A 751-nucleotide genomic window follows, 5' to 3' on the forward strand; every position below is an offset into this window, starting at 1 on the left:
ATCCGCGGAACCGGCATGGGACACGAATGTCACGATGTGTGGCGATCCGATCACGGGGCATCTGCCTTGGAAACCGGATAATCGGTTCATCGTCGAGGGCCACGAGACAGCGATCGCCGAGATCACGCAGTAACCTTGTCTGCCGCGACATGGGTCTGACAGTTCTTCGGGCAGACGCGCGCGCAGGCGCCGCAACCAATGCAGCGGCCGGCCTGGTCGACAACCATGATCATACGATTGAGCTCGCCATCGAAGTCTTCATCCTCGTCGTCGCAGATGCCGAGGATTCCACCCGCTTCATCGACGCCATAGAGGTGCATGACTTCGCGAGAGCAGACTTTGAAGCATCGGCCACAGCCGATGCAGGTTGCAGCATCGATGCAGGTCAGGTACTCCGGCACCCAGCTGGAGCCGTCGCGCGTGACGAAAGAGCCGGTCATCGTGAATTCTCCAATGCGGCGAGCTCTTCCTTCGCAGCGTTCAACTCGGCGAAGGCGTCGAACGTCTCTCCAGCAATGGTCTTGATCTTAGCCCAATTAATCGGAAGGTCCTCGGCAAGATCGTGCAACTCCATTTTCGCAGTGGCGGCACGTGACTGCAGCTTACGGACCTTCTTCAGCTGCTCCACAATGTTTGGCATGATCTCTTTCCTCGAAAACTGATTTCATGATGCCCGCGCCACGTCGGGATAGGTTTCGATAACTGCAATTGCGTCATCGACCATTTTCGTGCCGGCCTCGGCGAGCTTGCC

2 protein-coding genes are annotated in these 751 nt (G+C 57.8%); both read right to left on the bottom strand.

Translation table 11 applies throughout. The features are described from left to right. Positions 1-122 precede the first annotated feature (122 nt). Positions 123-440 carry a ferredoxin III, nif-specific gene (fdxB, locus tag RCCGE510_RS32680; RefSeq protein ID WP_007637976.1) on the bottom strand — a complete coding sequence of 106 codons (318 nt, stop codon included), beginning with the start codon at positions 438-440 and terminating at the stop codon, positions 123-125. Beyond that, positions 437-640 carry a CCE_0567 family metalloprotein gene (locus RCCGE510_RS32685; RefSeq protein WP_007637977.1) on the bottom strand — a complete coding sequence of 68 codons (204 nt, stop codon included), beginning with the start codon at positions 638-640 and terminating at the stop codon, positions 437-439. The genes fdxB and RCCGE510_RS32685 overlap by 4 nt, the downstream gene beginning before the upstream one ends. Positions 641-751: the final 111 nt, after the last annotated feature.

The organism is Rhizobium sp. CCGE 510 (assembly GCF_000292525.1).
Classification (GTDB): domain Bacteria; phylum Pseudomonadota; class Alphaproteobacteria; order Rhizobiales; family Rhizobiaceae; genus Rhizobium.

Coding starts and splice junctions, on each gene's coding strand:
- fdxB (WP_007637976.1), bottom strand. CDS start 440: ATGACCGGCTCTTTCGTCACGCGCGACGGCTCCAGCTGGGTGCCGGAG.
- RCCGE510_RS32685 (WP_007637977.1), bottom strand. CDS start 640: ATGCCAAACATTGTGGAGCAGCTGAAGAAGGTCCGTAAGCTGCAGTCA.